This is a genomic window from Paraburkholderia sp. BR10954 (assembly GCF_040965775.1).
GTDB classification, from domain to species: Bacteria; Pseudomonadota; Gammaproteobacteria; order Burkholderiales; family Burkholderiaceae; genus Paraburkholderia; species Paraburkholderia youngii.
In genome coordinates this window covers 118,086-141,280 of record NZ_JBFRCK010000002.1, presented here as the reverse complement: position 1 = coordinate 141,280, position 23,195 = coordinate 118,086, and the positions used below count along the sequence as shown (strand labels likewise).

Annotated in this window: 25 protein-coding genes and 1 pseudogene; 7 read left to right on the top strand and 19 right to left on the bottom strand. The window is 63.3% G+C overall.

All coding sequences use genetic code 11. The features are described from left to right. Positions 1-9 precede the first annotated feature (9 nt). Both AB4Y34_RS03395 and AB4Y34_RS03390 read right to left on the bottom strand, forming a co-directional pair. Positions 10-696, bottom strand: coding sequence for an SCO family protein (locus AB4Y34_RS03395; protein ID WP_368715247.1), 687 nt, complete (start codon positions 694-696; stop codon positions 10-12). Between the two features lie 51 nt (positions 697-747). Further along, a complete protein-coding gene (locus tag AB4Y34_RS03390) occupies positions 748-1,464 on the bottom strand; it encodes an SURF1 family protein (protein ID WP_368715246.1) in 717 nt (238 codons plus the stop codon). 111 nt (positions 1,465-1,575) lie between these two features. Here AB4Y34_RS03390 and AB4Y34_RS03385 point away from each other — a divergent pair, with 111 nt between their 5' ends. Then, positions 1,576-1,785, top strand: a complete 210-nt coding sequence (locus AB4Y34_RS03385; RefSeq protein ID WP_008921867.1) for a twin transmembrane helix small protein — start codon at positions 1,576-1,578, stop codon at positions 1,783-1,785. A 191-nt stretch (positions 1,786-1,976) separates the two neighbouring features. Here AB4Y34_RS03385 and AB4Y34_RS03380 read toward each other — a convergent pair whose 3' ends face one another. The 8 genes from AB4Y34_RS03380 to AB4Y34_RS03345 all read right to left on the bottom strand — a co-directional run bounded on the left by AB4Y34_RS03380 (position 1,977) and on the right by AB4Y34_RS03345 (position 9,347). Beyond that, positions 1,977-2,834 (bottom strand): cytochrome c oxidase subunit 3, encoded by an 858-nt coding sequence (locus tag AB4Y34_RS03380; protein WP_176109649.1) that lies wholly within the window; start codon positions 2,832-2,834, stop codon positions 1,977-1,979. 125 nt (positions 2,835-2,959) lie between these two features. Then, positions 2,960-3,169 carry a DUF2970 domain-containing protein gene (locus tag AB4Y34_RS03375; RefSeq protein WP_368594793.1) on the bottom strand — a complete coding sequence of 70 codons (210 nt, stop codon included), beginning with the start codon at positions 3,167-3,169 and terminating at the stop codon, positions 2,960-2,962. A gap of 51 nt (positions 3,170-3,220) precedes the next feature. Then, positions 3,221-3,847, bottom strand: coding sequence for a cytochrome c oxidase assembly protein (locus AB4Y34_RS03370; protein WP_368715245.1), 627 nt, complete (start codon positions 3,845-3,847; stop codon positions 3,221-3,223). A 42-nt stretch (positions 3,848-3,889) separates the two neighbouring features. Next, complete coding sequence (locus tag AB4Y34_RS03365) at positions 3,890-4,024, bottom strand: cytochrome oxidase small assembly protein (protein ID WP_217709958.1); 135 nt, start codon at positions 4,022-4,024, stop codon at positions 3,890-3,892. Between the two features lie 125 nt (positions 4,025-4,149). Next, positions 4,150-5,763, bottom strand: a complete 1,614-nt coding sequence (ctaD, locus tag AB4Y34_RS03360) for a cytochrome c oxidase subunit I (RefSeq protein WP_176382420.1) — start codon at positions 5,761-5,763, stop codon at positions 4,150-4,152. A gap of 44 nt (positions 5,764-5,807) precedes the next feature. Further along, on the bottom strand, positions 5,808-7,445 hold the full coding sequence (gene coxB / locus AB4Y34_RS03355) for a cytochrome c oxidase subunit II (protein WP_368715244.1): 1,638 nt from the start codon (positions 7,443-7,445) through the stop codon (positions 5,808-5,810). Between the two features lie 64 nt (positions 7,446-7,509). Continuing rightward, positions 7,510-7,986, bottom strand: a complete 477-nt coding sequence (locus AB4Y34_RS03350) for a DUF2244 domain-containing protein (RefSeq protein WP_176382416.1) — start codon at positions 7,984-7,986, stop codon at positions 7,510-7,512. Positions 7,987-8,381: 395 nt separating this feature from the next. Next, a complete protein-coding gene (locus AB4Y34_RS03345; protein WP_368715243.1) occupies positions 8,382-9,347 on the bottom strand; it encodes a methyltransferase domain-containing protein in 966 nt (321 codons plus the stop codon). Positions 9,348-9,429: 82 nt separating this feature from the next. Here AB4Y34_RS03345 and AB4Y34_RS03340 point away from each other — a divergent pair, with 82 nt between their 5' ends. Both AB4Y34_RS03340 and trmL read left to right on the top strand, forming a co-directional pair. After that, positions 9,430-10,215: a ComF family protein gene (locus AB4Y34_RS03340; RefSeq protein ID WP_176109655.1), complete on the top strand. Its 786-nt coding sequence runs from the start codon at positions 9,430-9,432 to the stop codon at positions 10,213-10,215. Between the two features lie 18 nt (positions 10,216-10,233). Beyond that, on the top strand, positions 10,234-10,704 hold the full coding sequence (gene trmL / locus AB4Y34_RS03335; RefSeq protein WP_176382409.1) for a tRNA (uridine(34)/cytosine(34)/5-carboxymethylaminomethyluridine(34)-2'-O)-methyltransferase TrmL: 471 nt from the start codon (positions 10,234-10,236) through the stop codon (positions 10,702-10,704). On the opposite strand, the gene AB4Y34_RS03330 is transcribed toward trmL, so the two are convergent. The 5 genes from AB4Y34_RS03330 to AB4Y34_RS03310 form a co-directional block, all read right to left on the bottom strand. Continuing rightward, positions 10,677-11,237 (bottom strand): O-acetyl-ADP-ribose deacetylase, encoded by a 561-nt coding sequence (locus tag AB4Y34_RS03330; RefSeq protein ID WP_368715242.1) that lies wholly within the window; start codon positions 11,235-11,237, stop codon positions 10,677-10,679. The two genes, trmL and AB4Y34_RS03330, sit on opposite strands and share 28 nt — an antisense overlap. Positions 11,238-11,334: 97 nt before the next feature. Beyond that, entirely contained in the window at positions 11,335-12,333 is a 999-nt protein-coding gene (locus AB4Y34_RS03325) for an NAD(P)H-dependent glycerol-3-phosphate dehydrogenase (RefSeq protein WP_368715241.1), read from the bottom strand. 22 nt (positions 12,334-12,355) lie between these two features. After that, positions 12,356-12,835, bottom strand: coding sequence for a protein-export chaperone SecB (gene secB / locus AB4Y34_RS03320; RefSeq protein ID WP_176109659.1), 480 nt, complete (start codon positions 12,833-12,835; stop codon positions 12,356-12,358). A gap of 149 nt (positions 12,836-12,984) precedes the next feature. Further along, entirely contained in the window at positions 12,985-13,245 is a 261-nt protein-coding gene (gene grxC / locus AB4Y34_RS03315; RefSeq protein ID WP_062125843.1) for a glutaredoxin 3, read from the bottom strand. Beyond that, entirely contained in the window at positions 13,242-13,667 is a 426-nt protein-coding gene (locus AB4Y34_RS03310) for a rhodanese-like domain-containing protein (RefSeq protein WP_176382525.1), read from the bottom strand. Before AB4Y34_RS03310 ends, grxC begins: the two co-directional genes overlap by 4 nt. A 137-nt stretch (positions 13,668-13,804) precedes the next feature. On the opposite strand from AB4Y34_RS03310, the gene gpmA reads away from it, so the two are divergent. The 4 genes and pseudogenes from gpmA (at position 13,805) to AB4Y34_RS03290 (ending at position 18,861) form a co-directional block, all read left to right on the top strand. Then, a complete protein-coding gene (gpmA, locus tag AB4Y34_RS03305; RefSeq protein ID WP_368715240.1) occupies positions 13,805-14,551 on the top strand; it encodes a 2,3-diphosphoglycerate-dependent phosphoglycerate mutase in 747 nt (248 codons plus the stop codon). 263 nt (positions 14,552-14,814) lie between these two features. Continuing rightward, positions 14,815-16,392, top strand: coding sequence for a S41 family peptidase (locus AB4Y34_RS03300; RefSeq protein WP_176382401.1), 1,578 nt, complete (start codon positions 14,815-14,817; stop codon positions 16,390-16,392). 246 nt (positions 16,393-16,638) lie between these two features. Next, the gene (locus tag AB4Y34_RS03295) at positions 16,639-17,397 is read left to right on the top strand and encodes a molybdopterin-synthase adenylyltransferase MoeB (protein ID WP_176382399.1); all 759 of its coding nucleotides are present in this window, start codon (positions 16,639-16,641) and stop codon (positions 17,395-17,397) included. Positions 17,398-17,502: 105 nt separating this feature from the next. After that, positions 17,503-18,861, top strand: a pseudogene (locus AB4Y34_RS03290) (IS3 family transposase). A gap of 84 nt (positions 18,862-18,945) precedes the next feature. On the opposite strand, the gene ptsP reads toward AB4Y34_RS03290, so the two are convergent. From ptsP to gshB, 4 genes are all read right to left on the bottom strand, one after another. Then, on the bottom strand, positions 18,946-20,691 hold the full coding sequence (ptsP, locus tag AB4Y34_RS03285) for a phosphoenolpyruvate--protein phosphotransferase (RefSeq protein ID WP_368715239.1): 1,746 nt from the start codon (positions 20,689-20,691) through the stop codon (positions 18,946-18,948). 386 nt (positions 20,692-21,077) lie between these two features. Further along, a complete protein-coding gene (locus AB4Y34_RS03280; protein ID WP_013088266.1) occupies positions 21,078-21,347 on the bottom strand; it encodes an HPr family phosphocarrier protein in 270 nt (89 codons plus the stop codon). A 127-nt stretch (positions 21,348-21,474) separates the two neighbouring features. Further along, positions 21,475-22,002 carry a PTS sugar transporter subunit IIA gene (locus tag AB4Y34_RS03275; protein ID WP_176382396.1) on the bottom strand — a complete coding sequence of 176 codons (528 nt, stop codon included), beginning with the start codon at positions 22,000-22,002 and terminating at the stop codon, positions 21,475-21,477. A gap of 227 nt (positions 22,003-22,229) precedes the next feature. Beyond that, positions 22,230-23,186 (bottom strand): glutathione synthase, encoded by a 957-nt coding sequence (gene gshB / locus AB4Y34_RS03270; RefSeq protein WP_176382394.1) that lies wholly within the window; start codon positions 23,184-23,186, stop codon positions 22,230-22,232. Positions 23,187-23,195 lie beyond the last annotated feature (9 nt).

The following is a 23,195-nucleotide window of genomic DNA, read 5'->3' as shown; positions in this document are numbered from 1 at the left end:
GTTGCGGCATCAGCCGATGGTCGACCACTTGAGCAGCTTGGTCAGGTCGCCTTTGATCTTGCTCGGGTTCGCGTCTTTCGGAAAACGCATCATCAGATTGCCGTTCGGATCGACCAGGTAGATGTGGTCGGTGATCCGCGTGCCGGTGTCGGCGGGCAGCCACGCGGCAACCTGCGCCGGATCGGCGATCAGCATGTCGGTGTTGGGGTAGGCGCTTTGTATCACATCGGCGACCTTGTCCGCATCGGTGCGCAGCCACACCTCCATGACGCGCTCGCGTTCCGGGCCTTGCGCTGCGCGGATTTGTCGCATGAAGTACAGCTTTGTCACGCAGGCTTTGTCGCACGCGCTGTTGTCGACCGAGATCATCAGCCAGCGGCCGTGCAGCGACGCGAGCTTCAGCGGCTTACCGTCCTCGCCGGTGACCACGAGCGAGTCGGGGATCGGCCGTTGCGGGTCGATCAGCGCGCCGTAGTTCGTGCTGCCGCCGGTCGGCTTGATGACGTAGTACATGAAGTACGAGATCGCGATCGGCGCCGCACAGATCACCGCGAGCAGCAGCAGCACCCAGCGGCCGCGCCGCCACGAGCCCGGGCCGTTCGGTTGGCCGGGCATCGGCCTGGCCGCGGCGGGTTTGCCGGCGGCTTTGCCAGCGGCTTTGCCAACTTCCGGCGAACGGGGAGTATGAGTCGACACTACAGAACCTCTTTCAATGTTTGGACGGCGGCGAGCCGTGCCTTGCGTTCCTCACGCGCCCGGCGCGTGTTCTTTTTTGCCCGCGCGGCGCGCCGCATACAGACCGAACGCGAGCGCCGCGGCGGCCATGCCCCACCACTGCAGCATGTAGCCGTAGTTGCGCTCGACGCCGGTGGTCGGCGCGGGCCAGTCGCGCACCAGACCGTCGTGCGCGTCGCCGACCTGCTGGATCACGAACGATTGCAGCGGCAATCCGGTCTCCGCCGCGTACGCGGCGACATCGAGATTCTGCCGGATCAGGTGATGCGCGGCCGATCCGCCCTCGCCGAGCTCGAACGCGCGTGACGCGTCGGCTCGCGCAATCCCTTCGATCTCGACCTCGCCCGACGGCGTCGTGTACGGCGCGATGGTCTCGCGATTGCTCACGTTGCGCGGCAGCCAGCCGCGATTGACGAGCACGTAGCCGCCGTCGGCGAGTTTAAAAGGCATCACGACGTAAAAGCCCGGCTGATCGTTATACGGACGATTATCGAGGTACACGACCTTGTCCGCGACGAAACTTCCGCGCGCTTTCACCCGGTGAAACTCCACGTCTTTCAGGGCGAGCGGCGCCGCGCTGACCGGCAGCGCAGGCGCGTTTTCGAACTGCGTGATGCGCGCCTCGAGCGCTTCCTTCTGATGCGCACGATCGCGCTGCCAGAAACCGAGCCGCACCGTCACGACGACGACCAGCAGGATCAGCAGCACGGGAATCAGGCGAAACTTCATTGCAGGTACTCCGTCATCGCGAGCAGGGCCGCCGGGAACCTGCGGCAGACGCCCGCGCGCGGTGCGATAATGAGTGTCTTGCCACTGCGCTTTCCGGTTTCAGTTGGTTCCATGCACATTATCGTTCCCATCGCCTTTGCTCTGATCATCGCCAGCATGGTGTCGGCGCTGTATTTCATGATGCACGACAAAGGCAAGACCAAGCGGATGGTCTGGTCGCTCGCTACGCGCGTGGGCCTGTCGATCTCGCTGTTCCTGTTCATCCTGTTCGCACACTGGATGGGCTGGATTCAGTCGACCGGGATTCCGTACGGGCGCTGACGCTCGCGGATAGGTCGCCGGCGCAAAGCGTCGGCGGCAAAATTTTCACGCCACCAAACAAAACGCCGCCCTGACAGGTCGAGGGCGGCGCTGCATTCATCCTTGCATACTGCTCGTGCGCGCCGCCTGACAGGTGTTGCGCGCACGTCCCGCGCCTGCGCCGACGAGCGGCGCGCGCGGGTCTGACTGCATTACAGCCAGTATACGACGACGTACAGACCGAGCCACACGACGTCGACGAAGTGCCAGTACCAGGCCGCGCCTTCGAATGCGAAATGATGTTCCGGCGTGAAGTGGCCACGAATCAGGCGCGCCAGCACGACGGCGAGCATCGTGCCGCCGAGGAACACGTGAAAGCCGTGGAAGCCGGTCAGCAGGAAGAACGTCGAACCGTAGATGCCCGAAGCCAGCGTCAGGTTCAGCTCGTGGTATGCATGGAAGTATTCGAAACCCTGCAGGAACAGGAAGCACACGCCCAGCACGAGGGTCGCCGCGAGCCACGCGATCGCCTTCTTGCGATGGTTGTCGCGCAGCGCGTGGTGCGACACCGTCAGCGTCGCACCCGACGACAGCAGCAGCGCCGTGTTGATGGTCGGCACCGGCCACGGCTGCATCGACTTGTAGGTACCCACGAGCTCGGCCGGGCCGTTGTTCGGCCACACTGCCGTGAAGTCCGGCCAGATCAGCTTGTAGTCGAGGCTGCCCAATTGATGCATTGCGATTTCGCGAGCATAGAACAGCGCGCCGAAGAATGCGCCGAAGAACATCACTTCGGAGAAGATGAACCAGCTCATGCTCCAGCGGTACGAGCGGTCGACGTTCTTGCCGTACATGCCGCCTTCCGACTCGGCGATCGCGTCGCCGAACCAGTGCCACAGCGTAAAGAGCAGCCACAGCAGACCGATGAGCACGCCGAGCGGCGCCCACGTGTGGTCATTGATCCAGGCCGCAAGCGATCCGAGCATGACCAGCAACCCGGTAGCGGCGCTGATCGGATGCCGCGACGGATGCGGTACGAAATAGTACGGGCTCTCGTTTTGACCGCTCATTCTTGATTCTCCACTTCAGTCCAGTTGTTCCGGAATTTCCGGCTGTATCTTCGGCGGCGCGTCGATACCGCACCGCTTCTCTCTAATTCGTGGGCTCTTCTGTGCTGCTGTGCCCTGCTACTGCCTCAACCGACCACGAGGCGCACGACCAGAATCAGCACCCCGATCAGGACCGCCGCGCCGATCAGCGCCGCCACGATCACATGCAGCGGGTTCAGCTGCGTCGCGTCCGCCTCGAGATCGCGGCGCTTGCGCACGCCGAAAAACGACCAGAACACCGCGCGCATCGACTGAGCGAAACTGCTCTTGCGCGGACTGCCGCCGTTATCGTTCATCTCGCTTCGTCTTCCTTCGTTCGTCCGTGGCTCGCGCCGTCAAATCTGCTTTCAGGCCGGCTTCGCGGGAGTGGCTGTCGCGTCGTTCACTGCATTTGCCTTCGGCGTCGCGTCATCCGCGCTGGCCGCCGCCGGTGTGTTCAACTCGAAAAACGTGTACGACAGCGTGATCGTCTTCACGTCCTTCGGCAACTTCGGATCGACCACGAACACCACCGGCATCCGCTTCGTCTCGTTCGCGTTCAACGTCTGCTGCGTGAAACAGAAACACTCGATCTTCCTGAAGTACTCGGTCGCCTGCTTCGGCGCGTAGCTCGGGATCGCCTGCGCACGGATCGTGCGCGACTGCCCGTTGCTGACGTCGTACATGACGGTCGTCACTTCGCCCGGATGCACGTCGAGACTGCGCTGCTCCGGCTTGAAACCCAACAGGCCGCGCGCGTTCGCATCGAATTCAATCGAAATCGTGCGGCTCATGTCGACCTGCGTATTCTTCGCCTCGCGCGCCGAAACGTCGCGCTGCACGAGGTTGTTCACGCCGGTGATCTGGCAGATCGCGCGATACATCGGCACCAGCGCGAAACCGAAACCGAACATCATCAAAGCGACGACGAACAGCTTGATCAGCATCGAACGGTTGAAAGAGCGGTCGGCCTCGGCCGGCGGTTGCGTCGACATCTGAATCCTCAACAAACCTGCATACGGACTGCGACTGCGGCGTTAGCTGAACCAACACTGCTTCACAATGACGCTCGCGAAAAACACCGCGGCGATCGCGAACATCACCAACCCTATCCGCCTGTTGCCCGCGCGAATCTGCTCCGGCGTACGTCTTTCCTGTGGATTGCGCGTCATGCTCGACTTTGTGAATACGGTTCTTGACTGGTGAGACCGCCCGACTGCGGCCGCCTCGCAAAGCGCCCGGTTCCGGTAGCGGCATGTGTCGCGCCGCCGGAACCCGGCACTTCGCCGGGACAGGCTTACTCGACGGTAGGCGGATGCTCGAACGTGTGGAACGGAGCCGGGCTCGGCACGGTCCACTCGAGGCCCGTTGCGCCGTCCCACGGCTTGTCGCCCGCCTCTACGAGCTCACCGCCACCACGGTACGCCGGCAGCGCCACCGCGAACAGGAAGTAGACCTGTGACAGACCGAAGCCGAATGCGCCGATCGAGATGACCTGGTTCCAGTCGGTGAACTGTGCCGGGTAGTCCGCATAGCGACGCGGCATGCCCGCGAGACCGACGAAGTGCATCGGCAGGAACGCGAGGTTGAAGAAGAACATCGACGCCCAGAAGTGGATCTTGCCGCGGGTTTCGTTGTACATCCAGCCGGTCCACTTCGGTGCCCAGTAGTACCACCCGGAGAACAGCGCGAACAGTGACCCCGCCACCAGCACGTAGTGGAAATGCGCGACCACGAAATAAGTGCCGTGATACTGAATGTCGAGCGGCGCCATCGCGAGCATCAGACCCGACAGGCCGCCGAACGTGAACACGATCAGGAAGCCCACCGCGAACAGCATCGGCGTTTCGAACGACAGCGCGCCGCGCCACATCGTCGCGACCCAGTTGAACACCTTCACGCCGGTCGGCACGGCGATCAGCATCGTCGCGTACATGAAGAACAGCTGGCCAGTCACCGGCATGCCGGTCACGAACATGTGGTGCGCCCAGACCATGAACGACAGAATCGCAATCGACGCCGTTGCGTACACCATCGAGCTATAGCCGAACAGCGGCTTGCGCGAGAACGCCGGAATCACCTGCGAGACGATCCCGAACGCCGGCAAGATCATGATGTACACCTCGGGGTGCCCGAAGAACCAGAAGATGTGCTGGTACATGACCGGGTCGCCGCCGCCTGCCGCATTGAAGAACGACGTGCCGAAGTGACGGTCGAACAGCACCATCGTGATCGCGCCCGCGAGAACCGGCATCACGGCGATCAGCAGGTACGCGGTGATCAGCCACGTCCAGACGAACATCGGCATCTTCATCAGCGTGAGGCCGGGTGCGCGCATGTTCAGGATCGTTACGACGATGTTGATACCGCCCATGATCGACGACGCACCCATCAGGTGGACCGCGAAAATCGCGAAGTCCATGCCCGGGCCCATCTGCGTGGACAGCGGTGCGTACAGCGTCCAGCCCGCGGCGGTCGCGCCGCCCGGTGAGAAGAACGAGCCGACCAGCAGAACGGCCGCGACTGGCAGCAGCCAGAAGCTGAAGTTGTTCATCCGCGCGAAAGCCATGTCCGATGCACCGATCTGCAACGGCACCATCCAGTTTGCGAAGCCGACGAACGCCGGCATGATCGCGCCGAACACCATGATCAGCCCGTGCATGGTGGTCAACTGGTTGAAGAACTCCGGACGCATGATCTGCAGGCCCGGCTCGAACAGTTCGGCACGGATCATCAGCGCCATCACGCCCCCGGACAGGAACATGGTGAACGAGAAGATCAGGTACAGCGTCCCGATGTCCTTGTGGTTGGTGGCGAACAGCCAACGGCGCCAGCCTTGCGGCGTTTCGTGGGCATGGTCGCCGTGCACGTGCTCGTGGCCCGCGACTACATCGTGTCCGATGCTAGACATGAATATCTCCTAAAGCGAATTCTGCGGTGCTGACCATGAACACGTCAGGCTGCGGGGCTGATCTGAACGCGCCGGGCTTCCTTCGCGTCGGTGCCGCCGGTGATCGTTTCCGGCTTCTTCAAAATAATATGGTCTTCGGCAATGCCGGCTGCTTTCAGTGCGTCGCGAACGGCCTCGGCACGACTCTTCGCGAGCTTCGCGTTGACGTCGGCGGAGCCGGTTGCGTCGGTGAAGCCCGACAGCGTGAATTTCGCGTCCGGATGCGCTTTCGCGTAGGCCGCGGCCGCGTCGACCGCCGCTTTCGCGTCGGCCGGCAGCGTGCTCTTGCCGGTCTCGAAGTAGATGCTAGCCGGCAGCGTGGCCTCTGCGCTATTCGCAGCAGCCGCGCCAGCGTCATTGCCCGATGCAGCCGCCGGTGCGGAAGCCGATTCTGCACCCGATGCCGCAGCGGCGCCGCTTGCCGCGGCACCCGCTTCGGCCAGATGGTCGCCGCCTTCCGGCAGCTTACCGTTGCGCGCTTCGGTGACCTGCTTCGGCTGCAGGATGTCGCCCGTGTGGTTGCCCCACGAGTTACGTTCGTACGTAACCACCGAGGCGATTTCGACGTCGTTCAGCGTCGGCGCCCACGAAGGCATCGCATTCTTGCCCTTCAGCACGAGGCTCACGTGCTGACCGATCGGACCGTTGGCGATCTTGCTGCCGTCGAGCGCCGGGAATGCGCCCGCGCCCTTGCCGGTCGGCTGGTGGCAGACCGCGCAGTTCGCCGCGTAGACCTTGCCGCCGCGCTCCATCAGCTCGGCCATCGTGTAGGTCTTGTTCGGATCGTCCTGGCCGGCGGCCATTTTCTTCTTCTCCGTGTCGACCCACCTGGCGTAGTCGTCGTCGGACAGCACTTCGACGACGACCGGCATGAACGCGTGTTCCTTGCCGCACAGCTCGGTACAGAAGCCGCGGAACGTGCCGGTGCGGTTAGCCTTGAACCACGTGTCGCGCACGAAGCCGGGGATCGCGTCCTGCTTCACGCCGAAGGCCGGCACGTACCAGGAGTGGACCACGTCGTTGGCGGTGGTGATGATGCGGATTTTCTTGTTGACCGGCACCACGAGCGGGTTGTCGACCTCCTGCAGATACAGCGTGGAGATCGGCTCGCGGCCTTCGGTTTGCGCGCGCGGCGTGGCGAGTGTGGACAGGAAGCCGATGCCCTCGCCCGGACCCTTCACGTAGTCGTAGCCCCACTTCCACTGGTAGCCGGTGACCTTGATCGTGAGGTCGGCGTTCGAGGTGTCCTTCATCGCGACGACGGCCTTGGTAGCGGGCAGCGCCATCAACACGACGATGATGAACGGCACGATCGTCCAGATGATTTCGACGGTGGTGCTCTCGTGGAAATTGGCTGCCTGGTGACCCTTCGATTTGCGGTGCGCGAAGACCGAATAGAACATCACACCGAATACACCGACGAAGATCACGGTGCAAAGGAGCAGCATGAACATGTGGAGGTCGAACAGCTCCTGAGCGATTCGCGATGCAGGCGGCTGGAGATTGATCGCATTGACGGCAGGGCCGCCCGGAGCATCGCCCACTGCCAGGGCGGCACCGGCGAAAAGCAGTCCGCTAGTCGCCAGCACGCTCATGAGCGCTCGCTTGATTGTTTTCATAGCTTCCTTACCCAAATTTTCCATTCAAACCCCTCGACCCCGCTGGCAGCGTGCCGCGCCCCCTTGAACGCCGCGCGTCCGGCACCATCTAACAGCGTGCCAGCCACATACGCAGCTCGCCTGCGAACTGCGCGCGCCGATTTTGCGCGAGATGTTGCCCGATCATGATCGTCTGCCCGCGCGAGACCAGCTTGATCTGATCGCGCGGCGTTGCGCCCGGCTCTATCCGCACCCAGCGCGGATTGAATTCGAACTGCGTAATCTGCTCGGCGCTGACCTGCTCGATCACGAGCCGGTTCGGAAACAACCGGATGCGCTCGTAATCGACAGCATGACGCGCATATATTGCAAACGCGATACCTACCGCCAGCAATTCGATTGCGGTGAACGGCAACACCAGCCAGGCGCCGATCAGAACCAGCATGAATGCAATTGCCAACGAGAACAACGCAAGCGACGCGTAGAGACAGACGAACTGCCGCGGCGATATCGAACAGTTGCGCTTCATGGTCCAGTCCCTGAGGACCGGTTCTGAATCCGCCAGCAGATGATCTGATGCGCCCATCGCTGCCTCCTGCGAATCGTCGCGTCCGGCCTGCCTTCTTTTACTTCCGGATGCATCTCGCGGCCGCCGCTCGTATCACTGTGTACAGCATCACTCGCGACCGCGCCAACCCCTACCGCATCACTTCATTTTGCAGCCCTGCGCCTCAGGCTTGCCACCCCAAATGTGGGAACGTCGGGCGACAAACTGACGCATTATAGGCGCGATCCATAGCATCGACAAGCAAGCCCCGATCGGCCCACAAGCCCGGCGCGACAAGCCTTCGCGCCATTTTGCCCGGCATTTTGCGGCTCTTTCGGAGGGCAAATCCCAGGCATAACGGATGTCCTCTTTACCGCTTTTGCAACACGTCAACCGCACCGTCGGCAAGCAGTTGATGACCGCACCGCAATCTGCTACCCACCCTTGCCCGGACCTCGTCCGATGTCCTCGAGCCGCACGATGCCATGTCCTTCGGCCGTGGTGCGCGGCACGGCTTTCCATGCGTGTCCGTAGATCACCTCGAAGGTCAGCGCGATCGTGCCGTCGGCGCGCCGGCGCGCTTCGAGCGCGGCGAGCAGGGCTTTGTGCAACCGACGCGCAAGCGCGCCGTCATGCGCATCGCGCTCGAACGGGTATGCGCCCCAGCGGCGCACGTCCGCGAGCAGCGACTCGGGCGACTTGTAGGTGATCGTCAGCGTCTCCTGGTCCATCACCGGGATCTCGAAGCCGGCCTCGACGAGCATGTCGCCGAGATCATGCATGTCGACGAAGTCGATCACATGCTTGCGCGACGCGACGCCGTGCGCGGCCTCGATCTCGGCGTAGGCGCCGCGCAATTCCTTCAGCGTATCGGGGCCGAGCGTACTGAACATCAGCAGGCCGTTGACCTTCAACACCCGCTGCCATTCGGGAAAGACCAGATCGGGCCGCGAGTGCCAGTGCAGCGCAAGGTTGGACCAGATGAATTCGAATGCGCCGGCCGTGAATGGCAGCGCGGAGAAATCGGCTTGCGCGAAGCGCGGGCCACGCGCTCCGAGCGCCTTGCCGAGCGAGGCGGGAAGAAAGCGTCGCCAACTGGTGTCGCCGGCATCGTGACGCAGCGCGCGGCACAGCATGCCATGCGACAGATCGGCGCCGAACACCGGCGCCTCGGGAAAGCGCGCGCGCAATGCGGGGATGTCTTCGCCCGCACCGCATCCGGCGTCGAGCACGCTCGAGGGCGCCACCTTGATGTAATCGAGACGCTCGCGCATGCGCTGCGCAATCTCGCGCGGCAGGAATGCAACCTCGTCGAAGGTAGCGGCGCGACGGTCGAAAATACGCCTGAGGCGCCGTGAATCGTAGGCCGGACGGCCAGATTGAGCGGATGTTGGGGACATGTGTGTCGTGCTGGCGTGAGCTCGAAGTATACTCGTTCGTTCCCCTCCATTCAGCGTGAACGGCATTCAGCGGCAGTCACCCGTGCGATTCCAGTCATTTTCTTCGTCGTGTCGAAATCAGGCCGCGCGTTTTGTGCGTGGCCTGCATTCGGCATGGCCGCGGGCTTTGAACGTCGCGTTGCCGAACCTGTGCGCGTTGTGCGGCAATATGTCGCATAAGACGCTGTGCGACGGTTGCGACGCGGCCTACTGGAACGAGAGCCGCCTGCGCTGCACCGTTTGCGCGGTGCCGTTGCCGGCGTCACGCTGGGTCGCTCAGGCGCAATATCGCTGCGCGGATTGCGTGGCCGAGCCGCCGCCGTTCGACGCGAGCTTCGCGCTCGCCGACTATCGCGCGCCGCTGGATACCCTCGCGGTCGGCCTGAAATTCCGCGCCCGGCTGATGCTTGCGCGCGATTTCGCGCAACGTCTCGCGTGGCTTGCTCAGGACAACTGGCACGACGCGGCCGAGCGGCCCGACGTGATTGCGCCAGTGCCGCTCGCCGGTCGCCGTCTGGTCGAGCGCGGCTACAACCAGGCCTGGCAGATCGCGAGGCCGCTTGCCCGGGCGCTCGACGTGCGCAGCGACGCGACGCTGCTCGAACGAACGCAAAACACCGCGCCGCAATCGCGCCTCGATCTCGATGCGCGCCGGCACAACGTCGGCCGCGCGTTTCGCGTCGCGCGCCCGGTGCGCGGCCTGCACGTCGGCATCGTCGACGACGTAATGACGAGCGGCGCGACGCTCGAAGCGCTCGCGCATACGCTGAAGGCGGCCGGCGCGCGACGGGTCACGAACTTCGTCGCGTTGCGCACTCCGAAAAACTAGCTTTTACGTGGTCCCCTTATGTTCAACGTCGTTCTCGTAGAGCCGGAAATTCCGCCCAACACCGGCAACGTGATTCGCCTGTGCGCGAATACCGGCGCCCGGCTGCACCTGATCGAGCCGCTCGGCTTCCCTCTCGACGACACCAAGATGCGGCGCGCCGGTCTCGACTATCACGAGTACGCGGAAATGAACGTGCACGCCGATTGGGACGCGTTCATCGCGAAAGAAACGCCCGACCCGTCGCGCATGTTCGCGTTCACCACACGCGGCTCGGGGCGCTTTCACGATCACGCTTTTCGACCGGGCGACTGGTTCGTGTTCGGCGCCGAAACGCGCGGTCTGCCCGATACGGTGCTCGAGCGCTTTGCGAACGAACAGCGCGTGCGTCTGCCGATGCGTCCTGGCAATCGCAGTCTGAATCTGTCGAACACGGTGGCGGTCGTGGTGTTCGAAGCGTGGCGTCAGGCCGGCTTCGAGGGCGGCGCCTGACGGCGTTCGAGTTCGGCCTCGTAGCGCGCGAACATCGCGTCGTCGAAGCACGCGAACGTCACGTGCTTCATGTGGGGTGTGCGCGGCAACGTGTCGAGCACGGTTCCGACCGCGATGCTCACCGCATAGTCGGCGGGGAAGCGGTAGATGCCGCAACTGATTGCGGGAAACGCAATGCTCGTGCAATGAGTCTCGCGCGCGACTTCGAGCGAGCGCTGATAGCACGATGCGAGCAGGTCGGCTTCGCCGTGCGCGCCGCCGCGCCACACTGGACCGACAGCATGGATCACATGCTTCGCGGGCAGCCGATAACCGGCGGTGATCTTGGCGTCGCCGGTCGCGCAGCCGCCTAGCGTTTTGCATTCGCGCAGCAACTCCTTGCCGGCCGCGCGATGAATCGCGCCATCCACACCGCCGCCGCCGAGCAGCGAAGTATTCGCGGCATTGACGATCGCATCGACGGCGAGCGTCGTGATATCGACCACGCGCGCTTCGAGCGTGCACGTGCCGTGACTGAGATTGAAGGTGGGCATGAAAACCTCGCTGACCTGAGTCTCGCTCAAGAAGTGGACAGCCAGGTGAGGCAGCCGTTCAACGCGAATTTGCGCTAAACGGCTGAAAGAAAAGACTTTATTCGGCCTTCGAATCGCGCCGCAGCAGCGCGCTGACCGCATCGCGCGGCGCCACGCTGTCGAACAGCACCGCGCAGACCGCTTGGGTGATCGGCATTTCGATTGCATGGGCGCGTGCGATCGAAAGGACCGCCTTCGCGCAGCGCACGCCTTCGGCCACGTGACCGAGGCCGCCGAGGATGTCGTCGAGTGTGCGGCCGGTGGCGAGTTGCAAGCCCACGGTGCGGTTGCGCGATAGATCGCCGGTCGCGGTCAGGATCAGATCGCCGAGGCCGGTCAGCCCGGTAAAGGTTTCCGCGCGCCCACCGAGCGTGACGCCAAGACGCGACATTTCGGCGAGCCCGCGGGTGATCAGCGCCGCGCGTGCATTGAGGCCGAGGCCGAGGCCATCGGCGATGCCCGTCGCGATGGCGAGCACGTTTTTCACCGCGCCGCCCACTTCGACGCCGACGACGTCGTCGCCGGTATAGATGCGCATCGCACCGTGATGGAACGCCGCGACCGTGCGTTCGCGGCACACCGCCGACGAACTCGCGATCGTCAACGCAACCGGCAGTCCCTGTCCGACTTCGCGCGCGAAGCTCGGCCCGGACAACACGCCGTTGCTCGCATGCTCGGGCAATTCCGCCGCGACCGCCTGATGCGGCAACAACTGCGAATCCGCCTCGAAACCCTTGCACAGCCACACGATATGCGCGGGCACCCTGCCGGCATCGCGCATCGCTTGCAACAGACCGCGCAGGCCAGCCACTGGAGTCGCGACCACGCACAGCGCAGCGTCGGCGAGCGCGTGATCGAGCGCCGCGCCGAGATCCGCTTCGTAGCGAAGCGCAGGCGGCAATGCGACGCCCGCCAGATAGCGGGCGTTTTCGTGCGAAGTGGAAAGCTCGGTGATGAGCGCGGACTCGCGCGCCCACAACACCGTGTCGTGCCTGACGGCCAGATGGCCGGCGAGGGCGGTGCCCCACGCGCCAGCGCCGAGAACGGCGACCTTCATAGCCGGCACTGCCCGCGGCGCCTTAATGCGTGACGCCGCTTTGCGCCGCGCCGTCGCCCTGCTGGGCCGCGCTCATTTGCGCGAGTCGCTGCTCGTACAGCGCCTGGAAGTTGATCTCGGCGAGGTGGATCGGCGGGAAACCGGCGCGGGTGATCGCGTCGGCGATGTTCGAGCGCAGGTACGGGAACAGGATGGTCGGGCAGGCGATGCCAACGAGCGGGTCGATCTGCTCGGCAGGAATGTTGCGAATGTCAAAAATGCCGGCCTGTTTCGCTTCGATCAGGAACGCGACCTTGTCCGACACCTTGGCCGTCACCGTGCCCGTCACGAGGATTTCGAACACGGATTCTGCGAGGCGCTCGGCCTTCACGTCGACTTCGACTTCGACCGACGGCATTTCCTGCTCGAGGAAGATTGCCGGCGAATTCGGCTGCTCGAGCGACATGTCCTTCAGATAGATGCGCTGGATGTTGAAGAACGGCTGGTTATTCTCGTCGGACATGATGGTGATTCCTGATAGGTATGCGTGGCGGCGGCCGATGCATGCATGGGCCGCCAGATTATTGCGCCGGCACGCCGGCTCCACGAGGAGCGCGCACGCGCCGGCTTATCGAGTGGTCCGCCCGCTCGCGCGGCGCGAAACGCGCGAACTCAGGCTGCTTCGAGCAGCGGCGTCAGACCGCCCGCGCGATCGAGCGCGGAAAGGTCATCATAGCCGCCGACATGCGTCTCGCCGATGAACACCTGCGGCACCGTGCGACGCCCGGTCCGGGTCATCATCTCCTCACGACGGGCCGGGTCTTTATCGATCAGTACTTTTTCAACCTGCTCGACGCCGCGCGACTTTAAAAGACGTTCGGCCATCTGGCAATACGGGCACACCTGGGTGCTGTACATGATCACTTTGTTCACTTGGCTACTCCTTGTTTCACAACCGGCATACCGGCTTTCTGCCAGGCGTCGACGCCGCCCTCGAGAACATGGACTTCCGCGTATCCCGCTTCCTGCACGATACGCGCAGCCTTGTTCGACTGCTGGCCGGTCTGGCATACCAGCAGCACCGGGTTGCTCTTGTTCTTCGCGAGTTGCGCGACTTTCGCCTGCAACTCCGCGAATTCGAAATGCCGTGCCGAGGGCAGGTGCCCCTTGGCGTAATCGGCGGACGGCCGCAGATCGATGACCGCCGCGTTGCGCCGGTTGATCAGTTGGGTGGCTTCGGCGGCCGACAGGCCGCCACGTCCACGCCGACTGATGGTCGGCCACAGCAGCAACCCACCAGAGATAAGGACGATTGCGATCAGGACAAGGTTTGTGTATTCGGTGAAAAACTTCACGGAAGATCCGCCGGAAAGAGAGAAATCGAAAAGGTCAACCCGAGCATTATAAAATAACCGTTTGACGCGATGGCGATGCGCCGCCGAAGGCGCCGCACAGCGCGAGACCGCTTCCTCACTACCGACCGGCAACTCTTATGTACAAACTCGTTCTCATCCGCCACGGCGAATCGACGTGGAACAAGGAAAACCGCTTCACCGGCTGGATCGACGTCGACCTCACCGAGCAGGGCAGCATCGAGGCGCAGCAGGCGGGCGTGCTGCTCAAGGAGTCGGGCTATACGTTCGACATCGCCTATACGTCGGTGCTCAAGCGCGCGATCCGCACGCTGTGGCACGTGCAGGACAAGATGGATCTGATGTACCTGCCCGTCGTGCATTCATGGCGCCTGAACGAACGCCACTACGGCGCGCTGTCGGGTCTGAACAAGGCCGAAACGGCAGCCCAATTCGGCGACGAGCAGGTGCTGGTCTGGCGCCGCAGCTACGACACGCCGCCGCCCGCGCTCGAGCCGACCGACGAGCGCGCGCCGTACACCGATCCGCGCTACGCCAAGGTGCCGCGCGAGCAACTGCCGCTGACCGAGTGCCTGAAAGACACGGTCGCGCGCGTGCTGCCGCTGTGGAACGAGTCGATTGCGCCGGCCATCAAGTCTGGGCGCAGCATCCTGATCGCCGCGCACGGCAACTCGATCCGCGCGCTGGTCAAGTACCTCGACAACATCTCGGACAGCGACATCGTCGGCCTGAACATCCCGAACGGCGTGCCGCTCGTCTATGAACTCGACGAAGATCTGAAGCCGATCAAGCACTACTATCTCGGCGACCAGGACGCGATCGCAAAGGCGCAAGCCGCGGTCGCGAGCCAAGGCAAGGCGGGCTGATCGCGCGTTTCCGGCCGCGGCCCCTCGCCACGGGAAGGCCCGGGGCCGCACGGAGACAACCGGCCCGGCAGGAAAAACTGTATTGCGCCGCGCGACGTATCGCACGGACTGCCAGCCGCGGGCCGGTTCGCAAGAACCAGGACCTTCCCGTACTGTCGAAGCACGATTGCCTGCACCGCGCCCTGAGCAGGCGGGTGTGCAGTTATACTTGTCCGTCCAATCTTTATCGACGCTGCCACGCGCTTCCGACCGCAACAGACTCTATGCGAAAGAACCTGAAAAATATCGGCCTGATTGCCGCGGGCCTTGCTACCGGTGTCCTTGCCACCCTGCAATTTTCCGCCTCGGCCCAGCAACCCGCTAGCGCCGCGGTCGCCCCGCTGCCGCTAGACCAGCTCAGGCTCTTCGCCGAAGTGTTCGGGCAGATCAAGCACGAATACGTCGAACCGGTCGACGACAAGAAGCTTCTCACTTCCGCGATCAAGGGCATGGTGTCGAGCCTCGACCCGCACTCGTCGTACCTCGACAAGACCGATTACGAAGAGCTGCAGGAGCAGACCAAGGGCCGCTTCGCGGGCCTCGGCATCGAAATTTCGTCGGAAGACGGCCTGATCAAGGTGATTTCGCCTATCGAAGACACGCCCGCGTTCCGCGCCGGCATCCGTCCGGGCGACCTGATCACGCGCATCAACGACAAGCCCGTGCGCGGCATGACGCTCGACCAGGCGGTCAAGCAGATGCGCGGCGAGCCGGGCACCAAGGTCACGCTGACCATCTTCCGCAAGACCGACGACCGCACGTTCCCGCTGACCGTCACGCGCGCGATCATCAAGGTGCAGTCGGTGAAGGGCAAGATCGTTGCGCCGGGCTTCGCGTACGTGCGCATCACGAGCTTCCAGGAACGCACCACGCCTGACCTCGCGGCCAAGCTGCAGGATCTGGCGCGCCAGGAGCCGAACCTGAAGGGCCTCATCCTCGACCTGCGCAACAACGGCGGCGGTTTGCTGCAAAGCGCGGTCGGCGTCGCGGGCGCGTTCCTGCCGCCGAATTCGGTGGTGGTGTCGACCAACGGCCAGATTCCGGATTCGAAGCAGATCTATCGCGACACCTACGATAACTACCGTCTGCAATCGTTCGACAGCGATCCGCTGAAAGACGTCCCGGCCATCTTCAAGACCGTGCCGATGATCGTGCTGACCAACGCCTACTCGGCGTCGGCATCGGAAATCGTCGCGGGCGCGCTGCAGGATCAGCACCGCGCGCTGATTCTCGGCAAGACCACGTTCGGCAAGGGTTCGGTGCAAACCGTACGCCCCATGACGGCGGACACCGCGCTGCGCCTGACCACCGCGTATTACTACACGCCGAGCGGTCGTTCGATCCAGAACAAGGGCATCCGCCCCGACCTTCCGGTCGATCAATACGCGGACGGCGATCCGGACGACGCGCTCGTCACTCGCGAAGTCGACTACTCGAATCACCTTGCGAACACGCAGGACCCGAACGAGAAGAAGGAAGCCGAGCAGCGCGAGTCGGAGCGCATGGAGCAGTTGCGTCAGCTCGAAGAGCAGAACGACAAGAAGACGCCGGAGCAGCGCCAGAAGGAACGCGAACGCAAGCCGGTCGAGTTCGGTTCGAACGACGACTTCATGATGCAACAGGCGGTCGGCAAGCTCGAAGGCAAGCCGGTTCAGGAATCCAAGTCGCTGATGGAACGCCGTCTCGCGCAGAACAAGCCGGGCACGTCGGCCTCCGCGCCGGTCGCGGTGAAGCCGACGCAACCGGTGCCGGGCGCATCGGGACCGGCGCCGGCTTCGGCACCGGCTCCCGCTGGAAAGTAAGCCGGCAAATAAGCTGGCCAATAAGCAGCGAACCCGCGCGTGTCTTCGCAGCACGATAGTCTGCGAAGACACGCCGCAGCAGTTTCAGCACAGGCCGCCGCTTAACCGGCGGCATCTCACGGCAAGCCGCAGCAGCCACCCTCCCCGCGCGATTAAAATAACAGCCACGAATGCGCGCCGCGGCCCTTCGGCCTGCCTCTCCTTGCGCGACACCGCGACATAGCGACACACCCCACGCGCCCCGCCATGAATGACGATCAACTCCTTCGCTACTCCCGCCATATCCTCGTCGACGAAATCGGCATCGAGGCGCAGCAGCGTTTTATCGACGCCCACGCGATCGTCGTCGGCGTGGGCGGGCTCGGTTCGCCGGCCGCAATGTATCTCGCGGCGGCGGGCGTCGGCCGTCTGACGCTCGTCGATGCCGATACCGTCGACCTGACCAATCTGCAGCGCCAGATCCTGCACGTCACCGCGTCGGTTGGACGCAGCAAGGTCGAGTCCGGGCGCGACACGCTCGCGCAGATCAATCCCGAGGTCGTCGTCAGCGCGGTCGCCGAGCGCGTCGACGATGCATGGCTCGATCGCGAGGTGCCGCACGCGAGTGTCGTGCTCGATTGCACCGACAACTTCGCGACGCGTCACGCAATCAACCGCGCGTGCGTCAAGCATCGCGTGCCGCTCGTGTCGGGCGCGGCGCTGCGCTTCGACGGCCAGATCAGCACCTTCGATTTCCGCGACGAAGCGTCGCCATGCTACGCGTGCGTGTTTCCCGAAGACCAGCCGTTCGAGGAAGTCGCCTGCTCGACGATGGGTGTGTTCGCGCCGACGGTCGGCATCATCGGTTCGATGCAGGCTGCCGAAGCGCTGAAGGTGATCGGCGCAATCGGCACGCCGCTCGTGGGCCGCCTGACGATGCTCGATTCGCTGCGAATGGAATGGAACACGATGCGCATCGGACGCCAGCCGGATTGCCCGGTGTGCGGCCACGCGCACGGCTCTTGAGGCGGTTCCCCCACTACCCGTCCGAACGACGCCGAAATTGAAAAACGCCGCATCTGAACTGCACCCCAAAAGTTGGACACCGATCCAACCTTTGGGGTGTTTTTCATGACGAAGTACGATGAGCGGTTAAAGCTCAAGCTGGTTAAGCAATACTTGGATAACGTTGCCGGAACCAGGTCGCTTGCAAAGCAGCACGGTGTGAGCCGCACCGTATTGCGTCGCTGGGTGGCGGCCTATGAGCGGCATGGCCGTGAGGGATTACGCAAGAAGTGCAGTCACTACGATGAGCACTTCAAGATGTCGGTTTTGTCCCAAATGTGGAAGAAGGAGCTGTCGCGTCAGCAGGTGGCTGCTTTCTTCGACATCCGCAGCCCAGGATGTATAGGGAAGTGGGAACGCCAGTATCATGATGGCGGTATGGATGCTCTGGCGCCCCGTCCACGAGGGCGCCCCAATGCCCCGCCCAGAACACGAAAAACCAGCCGAAGAAAATGCGCCGGATGAGCGCACGCGTGAGCAGTTGCTCAAGGAAAACGAGTATCTGCGCGCGGAGGTAGCCTACCTAAAAAAGCTCGATGCCCTGCTTCAGGCGAAGAAGCAGGGTGCGCAAAAGAAAAAGCGCAAATAGTGCTGGAACTGCGGCATCAACACCGGCTGCCAGTGCTGCTCAAGGCAGCAGCACTGGCGCGCAGCACCTTCTACTATCAGGTGAAGGTGCTGGACGCTGGCGAGCGGCACGGGGAACTCAAAACCAGGATCAAGGCTGAGTATGAACGCCACAAGGGCCGCTATGGCTATCGGCGCATCACCGCAGCGATCCGGCAGGCAGGCCAGAGCGTGAACCACAAGACGGTACAGCGTCTGATGGCACAGCTGAAACTGAAGTCGCTGGTGCGCGTGAAGAAATACCGCTCATGGCGCGGCGAAGTCGGGCGTATCGCACCGAACCTGCTCAATCGTGAGTTCAGTGCGCCGCAGCCGCACCAGAAGTGGGTGACGGATGTGACCGAGTTCAACGTGCTGGGGCAGAAACTGTATCTCTCGCCTGTGCTCGATCTGTACAACGGTGAGATCGTGGCCTATCAGATGAACACGCGCCCTGTGTTTGAGCTGGTCAGCGGCATGCTGCGCAAGGCGCTGACCAGACTGGGCAACACGGATAGGCCGCTGCTGCATTCAGATCAGGGCTGGCAATACCAGATGCCCGCGTACCGGCATCTGTTGGCTCGACACGGCCTGACACAGAGCATGTCGCGCAGGGCAAACTGCTACGACAATGCAGCGATGGAAAGCTTCTTTGGAACGCTCAAGTCAGAGTTCTTCCGCCTGAATCGCTTCGAGAGCATCGACGCCCTGAAAGCCGGTATCAGACAATATATTCACTACTACAACCACAAACGCATCAAGCTGAAGTTAAACGGGCTGAGTCCTGTGATGTACAGAACCCAGTCCTCGCGGCCCTAGCCAAAAACTGTCCAACTTTCCGGGGTCGGTTCAATCATGTGCGGCGTTTTTTCGTTCAACGAGGCGCGATCGAGCGCGTCAGATTCACACCAGCGCGACCCGCTTGAGCGCCGCCTGCACCTCTTCCGGCTCGAACGAAGCCAGCACTTCGGCCACGGGCTTTTCGAGCGTTTTCAGATGCGAGCGCAGCACCTCCTGCTTGACCTCGAGCAGTTGGCTCGGATGCATCGAAAACTCGGTCAGGCCCATGCCGAGCAACAGACGCGTCAACGCCGGATCACCCGCCATCTCACCGCACACCGATACCGGCACGCCCGCACGCTTGGCCTCGCGCAGCGTGAACGCGATCAGATGGAGCACCGCCGGATGCAGCGGGTCGTACAGATGCGCGACCGAGTTATCCGCGCGATCGATCGCGAGCGTGTACTGGATCAGATCGTTGGTGCCGATCGACAGGAAATCGAGCCGCTTCAGAAACAGCGGCAACGCGATCGCGGCGGCCGGAATCTCGATCATCGCGCCGACCTGCACGTTCGGATCATAAGCAATGCCCGCGTCGTCGAGTTGGCGCTTGGCTTCGCGGATCAGATCGAGCGTCTGGTCGATTTCCTGCGCGTGCGCGAGCATCGGGATCAGGATCTTCACCTTGCCGAACGCCGACGCGCGCAGGATCGCGCGCAGCTGCGTGAGGAACATCTGCGGCTCGGACAGGCTCCAGCGAATTGCGCGCAAGCCGAGCGCCGGATTCACGGCGGTCTCGTAGCCGTCGCCGCCGGCCATCGAATCGAGCGGTTTGTCGGCGCCGACGTCGATCGTGCGGATCGTGACCGGCAAGCCGTTCATCAGTTCGACCGCGCGACGATACGCGCTGAACTGCTCCTCCTCTTCGGCCATCCGGTCCTTGTGATTCATGAACAGGAACTCGGTGCGAAACAGACCCACGCCGGTCGCGCCCGATTCGATCGCCGCGCGCGCGTCGTCCGGCAACTCGATGTTCGCGCACAGTTCGATGCGCGTGCCGCACAGCGTTTGCGTCGGCGAGAACTTGAGCCGTTGCAGCTTGCGCTGCTCGAGCTCCTTCTCGCTTTGCCGATACGAGTATTCCTCGAGCACGATCGGCGCGGGATCGACGATCACGATGCCGTGGTCGCCATCGACGATGATCAGATCGTCCTGGCGGATCAGCGCGCTCGCATGCTGCACGCCGACCGCGGCCGGAATGCCGAGGCTGCGCGCGACGATCGCGGTATGCGACGTGCGCCCGCCGAGATCGGTGACGAAGCCCTGGAACGTCTGCGTCTTGAACTGCATCATGTCGGCCGGCGCGATGTCGTGCGCGACGACGATCATTTCATCGCACGCGCCATGCACGTTGTCGACGATGCCCGGCGCACCCGCGAGCGCCTTCAGCACACGTTCGACGACCTGTTCGATGTCGGCTTTGCGTTCGCGCAGGTATTCGTCTTCGATATCGTCGAAATGGCGCGAGAGTCTTTCGAGCTGTTCGGTCAGCGCCCACTCGACGTTGTAGCGGCGCGTGCGGATCAGGTCGATGGTTTCCTGAACCAGCATCACGTCGTTCAGGATCATCGTGTGAACGTCGATGAACGCGCCCATTTCACTGGGGGCATCCGCGGCGAGATCGGCGCGCAGCACGTTGAGTTCTTCATGCACGCGTTGCTGAGCCGCGCGAAAGCGCCCGACCTCCCCTTCGATCTGGGCGGGTTCGATCAGATAGTGGTCTACGTCGAGTGCTGCCGGGGCGATCAGATAGGCCCGCCCGATGGCGATACCGCGTGACACGGGAATTCCATGCAGCGTGAATGACACGCGCACCTCCTCTAGTTGTGTAATGCCGCGGCAAACCGCTGCAATGCTCTCAGACTGTACCTGGCATTATAAATTCCGCGCCTTTTTGAAGTATGTCGGCGGTGTGTGCAGCGCAGCACGAGTTATCGCAATCAGGTGTCCTCGTACACCGCGAAGCTGCGCTTTATACGCGTCACACAAAATATATGGTTTAAACATTGAAAACGCGTGTCGCCCTACGCGCATGTCGCCTTACGCACTCTTCCCCGCGGCTTTCGCGCCGCTTCTATAAGCCTTAATGTCGATTCGCAGCGGGCCTCTTCTGATATTCAAATGTCGGCGGCGAAAAAAAAGCCGCGGACTGAGCCGCGGCATTTTCGGGTTTGTCGAACACAAAGCGCGCGGCGTTATTGACCTTCGCCAAATTTATCGGCGATCAGTTTCAACAGCGCGTCCATCGCTTCCTGTTCGTCGGTACCTTCCGTTTCGATCAGCACGGTACTGCCGATGCCCGCGGCCAGCATCATCACGCCCATGATGCTCTTTGCGTTGATACGACGGCCATTGCGGCTCATCCAGATTTCCGCCTGGTAGTTGCCCGCGAGTTGCGTCAACTTGGCCGACGCGCGCGCGTGCAGCCCCAGCTTGTTCACAATTGTCGTTTCTTGTTGCAGCATGTGATGGTCCGAAGCGCGGGTGAATGAAATGGTGAAAAGTCAAACTGCAAAGCGGCTGCAATGCGCTTGGCGCCGTTGCGAAACCGCTTGAATCCGTCGAAGCTGCCTGCCTGCGAACCAGCCCGATTTACAGGCCGGGCGCGTCCGGCTTCTGTGTCAGATCGGCATCGGCCGGCAACGCGGGAACACAGTCGGCGGGCGCCGCGTCAGCCGGCAGCGCCGGCAGGCCATCGGCCGGGCAGGCTGACGCCGCGACCGGTTCCGGCGTCGCCGGTCCGATCGCGTGCACGCCCTTGGTCGCGCCGGCGAGCGCCTTGTCGACGAGCGTGTCGAGCGGCGTCGCCCGATAGCAGACCGCACGCACCAGCATCGGCAGATTGACGCCGCACAGCACGCGCACATCCGGCTCGGTGGCGAGCCGGCCCGCGATGTTGGCCGGCGTCGCGCCGAACATATCGGTCAGCACGAGCGCGCCGTTCTCTTCCTTCAACCGCGCGACTTCCGAATTCGCGAACGCGACGACCTGCGCGGGATCACAATCCGGCGACACATCGATCACGCCGATACGCGCCGGCAAACCGCCATAGATGTGGGAAATGCAATCGCGCAACGCGGTGGCGAATGGAGCGTGCGCAATGATCAGAATGCCTGCCATGTCAGCCTTACTGCGATAGAACGGCCCCAAAACCGTGGACCGGGACTCGAGCCCGGTTCGCCATCGCCCCGGACCGGCCGTGGGTCGCGAGGGCGGAAATGCATCGTCGGACGAGCGGGCATTGTAGCAGCCTCATTTTCGCGCCAATCCCGACGGCGCGCCTGATGCGGATTTACTACACAGATTGGGGGTGCGGCCGGGCAATCAAGGCCGCTAGAGTCGGCGCGTCAGCCGACCGCGCGCTCAAGCGCGTCGACGAACATCGCGGCGACGTCGAAGCCGGTCTGATCCATGATCTCGCGGAAACACGTCGGGCTCGTGACGTTGACTTCGGTGAGCCAGTCGCCGATCGCATCAAGTCCGACCAGCAGCAAGCCGCGCGCCGCCAGCGCCGGCGCGAGCGTATCGGCGATCTTGCGGTCCTGCTCGCTGAGCGGCCGCGCGACACCCAGTCCACCGGCCGCCAGGTTGCCGCGCACCTCATTACCCTGAGGAATGCGCGCGAGCGAGTATGGCACCGCTTCGCCGCCGATCAGCAGGATGCGCTTGTCACCCTCCTTGATCTCGGGGATGAATTTCTGCGCCATCACCGAGCGTGCGCCGTCGTGGCTCAGCATTTCGACGATCGAGCCGAGGTTCATACCGTCCGCCTTCACGCGGAACACGCCCATGCCGCCCATGCCGTCGAGCGGCTTCAGGATCACGTCGCCATGCTGTTCGTGGAACGCGCGCAGACGCGCCGGGTCGCGCGTGACCAGCGTCGGCGCGACGAACTGCGCGAACTCGCCGATCGCGAGCTTCTCCGAATGATCGCGGATCGCCTGCGGCTTGTTGAAGACGCGCGCGCCGCCACGCTCGGCCAGTTCGAGCAGCCACGTCGACGTCACGTATTCCATGTCGAACGGCGGGTCTTTGCGCATCACAACCGCGCCGAAGCTCGCAAGCGCGCGCGGCGCGGCGGCATCGGCGACGAACCAGACGTCACGATGCAGATCGGCGGTATCGCCGGTGATCGCAATGCGCTGCACGTTCGCTTCGACATCGCCGCCCGTCCACGCCAGATGCTTCGGCTCGCAGGTGTACACCGTGTGGCCGCGGCGCGCCGCTTCGGCCATCATCGCGTAGGTCGAGTCTTTGTAAATCTTGAAATGGCTGAGCGGATCGGCGATGAAAAGAATGTCCATGAAAGTCCC

What these genes read in the sequence shown, in the direction of transcription:
- AB4Y34_RS03390 (WP_368715246.1), bottom strand. Translation starts at nt 1,464, where the DNA reads ATGAAGTTTCGCCTGATTCCCGTGCTGCTGATCCTGCTGGTCGTCGTC.
- AB4Y34_RS03385 (WP_008921867.1), top strand. Translation starts at nt 1,576, where the DNA reads ATGCACATTATCGTTCCCATCGCCTTTGCTCTGATCATCGCCAGCATG.
- AB4Y34_RS03380 (WP_176109649.1), bottom strand. Translation starts at nt 2,834, where the DNA reads ATGAGCGGTCAAAACGAGAGCCCGTACTATTTCGTACCGCATCCGTCG.
- AB4Y34_RS03375 (WP_368594793.1), bottom strand. Translation starts at nt 3,169, where the DNA reads ATGAACGATAACGGCGGCAGTCCGCGCAAGAGCAGTTTCGCTCAGTCG.
- AB4Y34_RS03370 (WP_368715245.1), bottom strand. Translation starts at nt 3,847, where the DNA reads ATGTCGACGCAACCGCCGGCCGAGGCCGACCGCTCTTTCAACCGTTCG.
- AB4Y34_RS03365 (WP_217709958.1), bottom strand. Translation starts at nt 4,024, where the DNA reads ATGACGCGCAATCCACAGGAAAGACGTACGCCGGAGCAGATTCGCGCG.
- ctaD (WP_176382420.1), bottom strand. Translation starts at nt 5,763, where the DNA reads ATGTCTAGCATCGGACACGATGTAGTCGCGGGCCACGAGCACGTGCAC.
- coxB (WP_368715244.1), bottom strand. Translation starts at nt 7,445, where the DNA reads ATGGAAAATTTGGGTAAGGAAGCTATGAAAACAATCAAGCGAGCGCTC.
- AB4Y34_RS03350 (WP_176382416.1), bottom strand. Translation starts at nt 7,986, where the DNA reads ATGGGCGCATCAGATCATCTGCTGGCGGATTCAGAACCGGTCCTCAGG.
- AB4Y34_RS03345 (WP_368715243.1), bottom strand. Translation starts at nt 9,347, where the DNA reads ATGTCCCCAACATCCGCTCAATCTGGCCGTCCGGCCTACGATTCACGG.
- trmL (WP_176382409.1), top strand. Translation starts at nt 10,234, where the DNA reads ATGTTCAACGTCGTTCTCGTAGAGCCGGAAATTCCGCCCAACACCGGC.
- AB4Y34_RS03330 (WP_368715242.1), bottom strand. Translation starts at nt 11,237, where the DNA reads ATGCCCACCTTCAATCTCAGTCACGGCACGTGCACGCTCGAAGCGCGC.
- AB4Y34_RS03325 (WP_368715241.1), bottom strand. Translation starts at nt 12,333, where the DNA reads ATGAAGGTCGCCGTTCTCGGCGCTGGCGCGTGGGGCACCGCCCTCGCC.
- secB (WP_176109659.1), bottom strand. Translation starts at nt 12,835, where the DNA reads ATGTCCGACGAGAATAACCAGCCGTTCTTCAACATCCAGCGCATCTAT.
- gpmA (WP_368715240.1), top strand. Translation starts at nt 13,805, where the DNA reads ATGTACAAACTCGTTCTCATCCGCCACGGCGAATCGACGTGGAACAAG.
- AB4Y34_RS03300 (WP_176382401.1), top strand. Translation starts at nt 14,815, where the DNA reads ATGCGAAAGAACCTGAAAAATATCGGCCTGATTGCCGCGGGCCTTGCT.
- AB4Y34_RS03295 (WP_176382399.1), top strand. Translation starts at nt 16,639, where the DNA reads ATGAATGACGATCAACTCCTTCGCTACTCCCGCCATATCCTCGTCGAC.
- AB4Y34_RS03280 (WP_013088266.1), bottom strand. Translation starts at nt 21,347, where the DNA reads ATGCTGCAACAAGAAACGACAATTGTGAACAAGCTGGGGCTGCACGCG.
- AB4Y34_RS03275 (WP_176382396.1), bottom strand. Translation starts at nt 22,002, where the DNA reads ATGGCAGGCATTCTGATCATTGCGCACGCTCCATTCGCCACCGCGTTG.
- gshB (WP_176382394.1), bottom strand. Translation starts at nt 23,186, where the DNA reads ATGGACATTCTTTTCATCGCCGATCCGCTCAGCCATTTCAAGATTTAC.